At 70.4% G+C, this 7,427-nt stretch carries 6 protein-coding genes; all 6 read left to right on the forward strand.

Features of this window, described 5'->3' with window-relative positions:
* The first annotated feature begins 247 nt into the window (after positions 1-247).
* The 6 genes from AB0L34_RS31570 to AB0L34_RS31595 all read left to right on the forward strand — a co-directional run bounded on the left by AB0L34_RS31570 (position 248) and on the right by AB0L34_RS31595 (position 7,345).
* A complete protein-coding gene (locus AB0L34_RS31570) occupies positions 248-1,798 on the forward strand; it encodes an ABC transporter ATP-binding protein (RefSeq protein WP_363709057.1) in 1,551 nt (516 codons plus the stop codon).
* A gap of 76 nt (positions 1,799-1,874) precedes the next feature.
* Positions 1,875-3,206: an ABC transporter permease gene (locus AB0L34_RS31575; RefSeq protein ID WP_363709045.1), complete on the forward strand. Its 1,332-nt coding sequence runs from the start codon at positions 1,875-1,877 to the stop codon at positions 3,204-3,206.
* A 3-nt stretch (positions 3,207-3,209) separates the two neighbouring features.
* The gene (locus AB0L34_RS31580) at positions 3,210-4,490 is read left to right on the forward strand and encodes an ABC transporter permease (RefSeq protein WP_363709047.1); all 1,281 of its coding nucleotides are present in this window, start codon (positions 3,210-3,212) and stop codon (positions 4,488-4,490) included.
* A gap of 137 nt (positions 4,491-4,627) precedes the next feature.
* Complete coding sequence (locus tag AB0L34_RS31585; protein ID WP_363709049.1) at positions 4,628-5,482, forward strand: hypothetical protein; 855 nt, start codon at positions 4,628-4,630, stop codon at positions 5,480-5,482.
* Between the two features lie 390 nt (positions 5,483-5,872).
* Complete coding sequence (locus tag AB0L34_RS31590) at positions 5,873-6,799, forward strand: AfsR/SARP family transcriptional regulator (protein WP_363709052.1); 927 nt, start codon at positions 5,873-5,875, stop codon at positions 6,797-6,799.
* A 66-nt stretch (positions 6,800-6,865) separates the two neighbouring features.
* Complete coding sequence (locus AB0L34_RS31595; protein ID WP_363709054.1) at positions 6,866-7,345, forward strand: hypothetical protein; 480 nt, start codon at positions 6,866-6,868, stop codon at positions 7,343-7,345.
* Positions 7,346-7,427 lie beyond the last annotated feature (82 nt).

A 7,427-nucleotide genomic window follows, 5' to 3' on the forward strand; every position in this document is an offset into this window, starting at 1 on the left:
GGTGAGCCCCACCCCCGCAGTGGGCCCGGGCCGGGAAACCCCCCGACTTGCCGGCCCCCCCGCGGTCGCGGGCACCCCCCCCGCCGCGGGGGGGCCCGATCCGCTCCACCCCCGACGGCGGCCCCGCGCCGCGAGCGGTCCCCCGGCAGCTACGCTGCACCATCGCTTCGCACTCCAGGAGGTTGCGCTGAGACTCGAACTGCGCGGCATCACCAAGCGGTTCGGTGATCTGGTCGCCAACGACCACATCGACCTGACGGTGGAGCCTGGAGAGATCCACGCCCTGCTCGGCGAGAACGGCGCGGGCAAGTCGACCCTGATGAACGTGCTCTACGGGCTCTACCAGCCCGACGAGGGCGAGATCCTGGTCGACGGCGAGCCATTGAAGCTGCGGGGGCCGTCCGACGCGATCGCGGCGGGGATCGGCATGGTGCACCAGCACTTCATGCTGGTGCCGGTCTTCACCGTCGCCGAGAACATCATGCTCGGCGCCGAGCAGGTCCGGGGCGGCATCGCCGGCTTCCTGGACCGGCGGCGGGCCCGGCGCGAGGTGGCCGAGGTCTCGGAGCGCTACAACCTGCGGGTCGACCCGGACGCGGTGATCGAGGACCTGCCGGTCGGCATCCAGCAGCGGGTGGAGATCGTCAAGGCGCTCACCCGCGACGTCGACCTGCTCATCCTCGACGAGCCGACGGCGGTGCTCACCCCGCAGGAGACCGAGGAACTGCTCACCGTCATGCGGTCGCTCAAGGCCGCCGGCAAGTCGATCGTCTTCATCACGCACAAGCTGGGCGAGGTCAAGGCGATCGCCGACCGGATCACCGTCATCCGGCGGGGGAAGACCGTCGGCACCGCCTCGCCCGAGGCGAGCCGGGACGAGCTGGCCGCGCTCATGGTCGGCCGCAGCGTCCGGCTCACCGTGGAGAAGGAGCCGGCCACCCCCGGCAAGCCGATCCTGGAGGTCGCCGGCCTGGTCGTTGACGACGACCGGCAGATCCGGGCGGTCGACGGGGTCGACCTGACCGTACGCGCGGGCGAGGTGCTCGGCGTGGCGGGCGTGCAGGGCAACGGCCAGACCGAGCTGATCGAGGCGATCATGGGGCTGCGCCCGACGCTCGCCGGCACGATCACGCTCGACGGGCAGCAGGTCAACGGCTGGTCGACCAAGAAGGTGCTCCGCGCCGGCGTCGGCTACGTGCCGGAGGACCGCAGCGTCGACGGCGTGGTCAAGGAGTTCTCCGTCGCGGAGAACCTGGTGCTCGACATCTACGACCGGCCGCCCTTCGGCAAGGGCCTGGCGCTCAAGCCGGACGCCATCGCGAAGTCGGCGAAGGAGCGGATCGCGCAGTTCGACGTCCGCACCTCCTCGGCCGACACGCCGGTCGGCACCCTCTCCGGCGGCAACCAGCAGAAGGTGATCGTGGCCCGGGAGCTGTCCCGGCCGCTGAAGCTCTTCATCGCCGCCCAGCCGACCCGGGGCGTCGACGTCGGGTCCATCGAGTTCATCCACAGCCGGGTCATCCGTGAGCGGGACGTCGGCACCGCCGTCATGGTGGTCTCCAGCGAACTCGACGAGGTGATCGGCCTGGCCGACCGGATCGCCGTGATGTACCGCGGCCGGATCATCGGCATCGTCGGCCCGGACACCCCGCGCGAGGAGATCGGCCTGCTGATGGCCGGCATCACCCCCGACACGGCCGCGGCTGGCGCGAGCGGTGCGACCGCGGGCGCCACGGCGGCCGACGGCGGCGCGGCGGCCCCCACCGCCGAGGGCCCTGGTAGCGAGGACGAGGCATGAGCGAGCGAAGCGAGCGAATCATCAGGCTCTGTGCGGTGATGCCTCATGGCGGCACGGAGCGAAGCGGAGTGCCGGCATGAGCAACCCGAACCCCCCGTCGGGCTCCCCGGACAAGGAGCCGGCGACCGAGGCGCAGGCCGCGCAGACCGCGCTCGGCAACACCGAGCGCGCCGAGGCGGCCACCTCCCCGAAGCAGCCGGCCCCGGAGGCGAAGCCCTCGCTGGGGCGGCTGTTCCTGGACAACCTCTGGGCCGCGAACACCTTCACGGTGACCCTGCTGTCGCTGGTCCTGGCAATGGTCATCGGCGCGGTGCTGATGATCGTCTCTGACCCGGACGTGCTGGCCACCTACAGCTACATCACCGCCCGGCCGTCCGACGCGTTCAACGCGAGCTGGACGCTGGTCAGCGAGGCGTACGGCAACCTGTTCAAGGGCGCCGTCTTCGACCCCGAGGCGGTCGGCTTCCAGGCCGTGATGAGCCCGATCTCCGAGACGCTCACCTACACCGCGCCGCTGGTCTTCACCGGCCTGTCGGTGGCGCTGGCGTTCCGGGGCGGCCTGTTCAACATCGGCGCCCAGGGCCAGGCCACGATGGGCGTGATCCTGGCCGCGCTGGCCGGCTTCCTGCTGCCGCTGCCGCCCGGCCTGCACCTGCTCGTCGCGGTGCTCGCCGGTGCGCTCGGCGGTGCGATCTGGGGCTTCATCCCGGGCATCCTCAAGGCGCGCGCCGGCGCCCACGAGGTGATCAACACGATCATGCTCAACTACATCGCCACGTACTTCCTGACCTGGATCATCGTGCAGAACGGCATCCAGGACCCGAACCGTACGGACGCGATCAGCAAGCCGGTCGACCCGTCGGCCCAGCTGCCCCGGCTGCTCGGCGACGGGCTGCGGGTGCACGCCGGCATCATCCTGGCGGTGCTGGCCACCTGGGCCGTCTGGTGGCTGCTGAACCGCTCCACGCTCGGCTTCGAGCTGCGCGCGGTGGGCGCCAACCCGGACGCCGCCCGGACCGCCGGCATCAGCGTCACCCGGACGTACGTCCTGATCATGGTCTTCGCCGGGATCCTGGCCGGCCTCGGCGGCTCGAACATGGTGCTCGGCACCACCGCCAGCGCGCTGACCCCGCTGGTGGTCGCGCAGATCGGCTTCGACGGCATCCTGGTGGCGCTGCTCGGCCGGGTGAAGCCGTGGGGCGTGGCGCTGGCCGCGCTGCTCTTCGGCGCGCTCCAGGCCGGCGGCAACCGGATGCAGTCGTACTCGGGGATCTCGCTGGAGCTGGTCACCGTGCTCCAGGCGCTGATCGTCATCTTCATCGCCGCGCCGGCCCTGGTGAAGGCGATCTTCCAGCTCCGGGCCGCCCGCGCCGCCCGGTTGCAGACGAGCCTGGCGAAGGGCTGGTAACTCATGTCCACCATGGCTGTCGAAGACGTCGCCGTCGCCCCCGTCGACCTGGGGTTCTGGACCCGCACCCGCAAGGTCGGCGCCGTGCTGCTCGGGCTCGGCCTGCTGGCGACGGTGCTGTTCGGGGCGCTCGCCACCGGCGAGCAGGCCCGCTTCACCCTCAGCGAGGACGCCGCCGGCGCCGCCCTGAAGATCGACGGCACGCTCGGCGCGATCGGATTCGGGATCGTCGCCGTGGCCGCCGGCGTCGCGATGCTCGCCGGGCTGCCGAAGCGCTGGTTCACCCTCGTGCTCGGCGTCGGCCTGGTCGGCTTCGTGCTGTCGTTCCTCTGCTGGCAGGTCTCGGCCGCGCCGAACGGGCAGAACTTCATGCCGCTGGTCAACATCGTCCGGGGCACGTTCATCCTGGCCCTGCCGCTGATCTTCGGCGCGCTGGCCGGCGTGCTGTGCGAGCGCTCCGGCGTGGTCAACGTGGCCATCGAGGGGCAGTTGCTGATGGGCGCCTTCAGCGGGGCGCTCTTCGGCAGCCTCTCCGGCAACGTCTGGGTGGGCCTGGTCGCGGCGGCGCTCGGCGGCGCGTTCATCTCGCTGCTGCTGGCCGTCTTCTCGATCCGCTACCTGGTCGACCAGGTGGTCATGGGCATCGTGCTCAACCTGCTGGCGGTCGGTGTCACCGGCTTCCTCTACGAGCGGCTGATGCAGCCCAACGCGCAGAAGTACAACAGCGCGCCCCGGTTCAGCAACTGGGAGATCCCGCTGTTGTCGGACATCCCGCTGATCGGGCCGGCGCTGTTCCGGGGCAACATCTTCCTCTACCTCGGCCTGCTGCTGGTGCTGGTCATCCACATCGCACTGTTCCGCACCCGGTGGGGCCTGCGGACCCGCTCGGTCGGCGAGCACCCGACCGCCGCCGACACACTGGGCGTCCGCGTGCTCGGGCTGCGCTACCGCAACGTGCTGCTCGCCGGGGTGGTCGCCGGCATCGGCGGCGCCTCGTACACGCTCGCGCTCTACTCGTTCACCAAGAACATGATCGGCGGCAAGGGCTTCATCGCCCTGGCCGCACTGATCTTCGGCCGGTGGAGCCCGACGGGGGCGCTGCTCGCGGCGCTCTTCTTCGGCTTCGCCGACCAGCTCGCCACGTACCTGGGCGCGATCAACAGCGCCATCCCGAGCGAGTTCCTGGCCATGCTGCCCTACCTGGCGACGATCCTCGCGGTGGCCGGGCTGGTCGGCCGGGTCCGGGCGCCGGCCGCCGACGGCAAGCCGTACATCAAGGGCTGACCACCGGCTCCGGTCGGAACACCCCCGCTCGACCTCGTTCCAGGGAGCCCGTGCCGGGCCCCCGGTGACGCGTCACCGGCCCGGCACGGCGCGGGATCCCGTTCACATCGGCGATGCCCGGATTCGGGAAGGGGCCGATGTGGTCACCCCCCGGCACGACGATGGCCCGCCGATGGGCCGACGATGACAACGTCACCCACCCACCCTCCCTGTGGCAGGAGCAGGCGCGCTCGGTGGCCGACTGCGAGTCGGACACCATCGGTGCCTGCCTCGGCTTCGGCTTCCCGGTCCTGCTGGTCGGCCCGCTGGCGGTGACCGCGGCCGTATGGCTGGTGCTGCGGGCCGCGGGCGTCGCACCGGCGCTGTGGGCGGCGGTGCTCGGTGCCGTCGCCACTACCGGCGCCGTCCTGCTGCAGCAGGCGTGGTATCCCCGTTGGACGCCGCCGCCGGTGTGGCTGGCGGTCTTGCTGGCGGTGGCCGGGTTCGCTGCCGGTGTCGCCGTCGCACTGCCGCCCATCGTCCGTGCCGGGTTGGCCTTGGCGCTGCTGGCCCCCGCTGGCCGTGTCCCGGCCTCGCGGCAGGAGGCCCGGCGTACCGGCGACCAGGAGGCGTTCGCCAGGCTCGGGCTTCCGCTGCCGGTGCCGCAGGTTCCGGGTTACGACATCGCGTCGGCCCGTGCGGACCGGGTCGATCGCGTGCTGCCGGTGACGGTGACGCGGGAGCGCCGCTGGATCTCAGTGCACGTGATCGATCTACCAGACGACTTCGCCCCGCCACGTCACTGCCGTCCAGCCGTGGCCGACATCGTCCTGCGGCGCCAACGCGACCAGCCGTTGGCCGCGCCGGGTTGCCGGCAGGTCGGCCCCGACCACTGGACGTGCGCCGAGTCGGGTGGCGAGGTCCACCTGGTGCGTTGCGACGATGCGTTCGTGCTGGTCAGCCCAGCGCCGACGTGCCGCCAGAGGATGTGGAGAAGGCCGCTACGACACTGACTACGGTGACTCCGCGTCGGCTTGCCCAGCCCGGCAATCCATAGCCTCACGTCATGCCGGCGACGGGCCGGTGGGGTGCCGGTGCGCCCGCAAACCGCGTAAGCGTCGAATTCGCTGTAGCGAATGAGGATGATCGCTGTCGCCGTGACTACCGTCGGTGATTGCTGGCCCTCTGCCGCCACGCGCGGCGTGGCCTTCCGCAGTCCGATCCACGTCCCGGCGGCAGTGATCGAAGTCTTGACGCGCTACGCGTGTGCCCCCATGATTTAGCGAGGCGTCACTCATGGGGGAAGTGCATTGAATTTCAAAATCCTGGGGCCAGTGTCTGTGCGTTCGGGCGGCAAATTTTGTTCGGTCTCCGGACATCGCCACCGAAAGATACTGGCAACCATGTTGGTTGACCCGAACCGTCCTGTTTCGACTCAGCGCCTTGTGGAGGTCCTCTGGGGGCAGAGTCCGCCCTCGACCGCCGTGCAGCAGGTGCAGAATTGCGTCGGGACGCTTCGTAAACTGTTGTCCGGCCTCGGCGTCGGGGCGGAACTAAATCGGATTTCGTCAAGCTACTCGCTGACCCTGTCAGACGAGCAAATTGACGCGGAACAGTTCAGCAGGATGTGCGCGGACGTCGAGGCCCGCGCCCGGAATGGGGACCTGGAAAGCGCGTCGCACACGGCGCGCCGAGCGCTGGGCCTCTGGTCCGGAGAGGCACTGGAGGACGTCGGATCGGATGCCCTCGCGCCCGCCGCGACGCGCCTCGAGGAAATGCGGCTCCGCGCGATCGAGAAATACGGCCAGATCGAGCTTGCTCGAGGCAATAACGCCGGCGTGGTGGTGGAGTTCTCCGAGTGGGTCGGCCGGTATCCGTATCACGAGAACCTGCACAGCTATCTCGCCCTAGCCTTGCACCACGTGGGCCGGACGGCGGAAGGGCTGCGAGTGTTGCAGGATCTGCGGTCGCGGCTCCGCGCGGAGCTCGGCATCGAGGTCGGCGCGTTCGTGGAGAAGGTCCACCGCGGACTTCTCGACTCGCACGAGACGACCGGCCCGCACGGGGACGCCCCCCTAGTCGGCGCCGACGTCCTGCAGGTCGTGCGCTCAGCGCTCGAGCGGCTGGAGGGCGTCGTCGAGATGCTTTCGTCGCCGAGCTGCCGGAGTTGTGGCAACCCACCGCCGGCGCAGACGTCCCATCCCGCGCGGACCCGGTTCGCGCGGCCGACGAACGTTGCCGCCGGGGCGCTGCCCGTCCACGGTCGAGCCGCGCCGCCTGCGGGCCGGGTCGGCGTCGTGACTGGCGAGGGCGCGGTGATGGGCGGCTGATGGGCCGGTGATGGAGCGGCTACCTAACGTTCCGGCATCACCTCAACCACGCAGCGGGGAGAGAAAATGTCGAAGTATTCGATCAAGGGTGCGATTACCAGCGGGATGCTGGCGGTGGGAGCCTTCGTCGGGGTCACCGCCGCCGTCGTGGCCCCGGCCACCCCGGCGTCGGCGGCCTGCAGCACGGTGGTCCAGGCGCAGTACAACAGCGGGAGCACCAAGGCGTGGAAGCTGGCCCAGAGCAGCGACTGCACGCAGCGATGGGGACAGATCGTGATCGACTACGTCTCGTCGCCGTTCGACGTGCCGCTCGTTCTCCGGACCGAGCGGCTCATCAAGTCCCCCTACGGATACGTGCAGGACACGGCCAGCACCAAGCGGCTGATGTCGGGGCAGGGCGTCACGGGCGTCTGGAACACCACCCGTAACCCCAACTCCTCCGGGGACGGCGACAAGCACCGGATCTGCTACGGCTACGCATCGGGAAGCCCCGGCGCTTGGACCTACCCCTCGTCGTGGAGCAGCTGCACCGCCTGGGTGTACTGACCTGGCGCCTTCCGCATCTTCAGTGGTGGCCGACCGGGCTCTCCCGGTCGGCCCCCACTATGGGTTTTGTTAGGCGGTGCGG

The organism is Micromonospora sp. NPDC052213, from assembly GCF_040679695.1.
Classification (GTDB): domain Bacteria; phylum Actinomycetota; class Actinomycetes; order Mycobacteriales; family Micromonosporaceae; genus Micromonospora.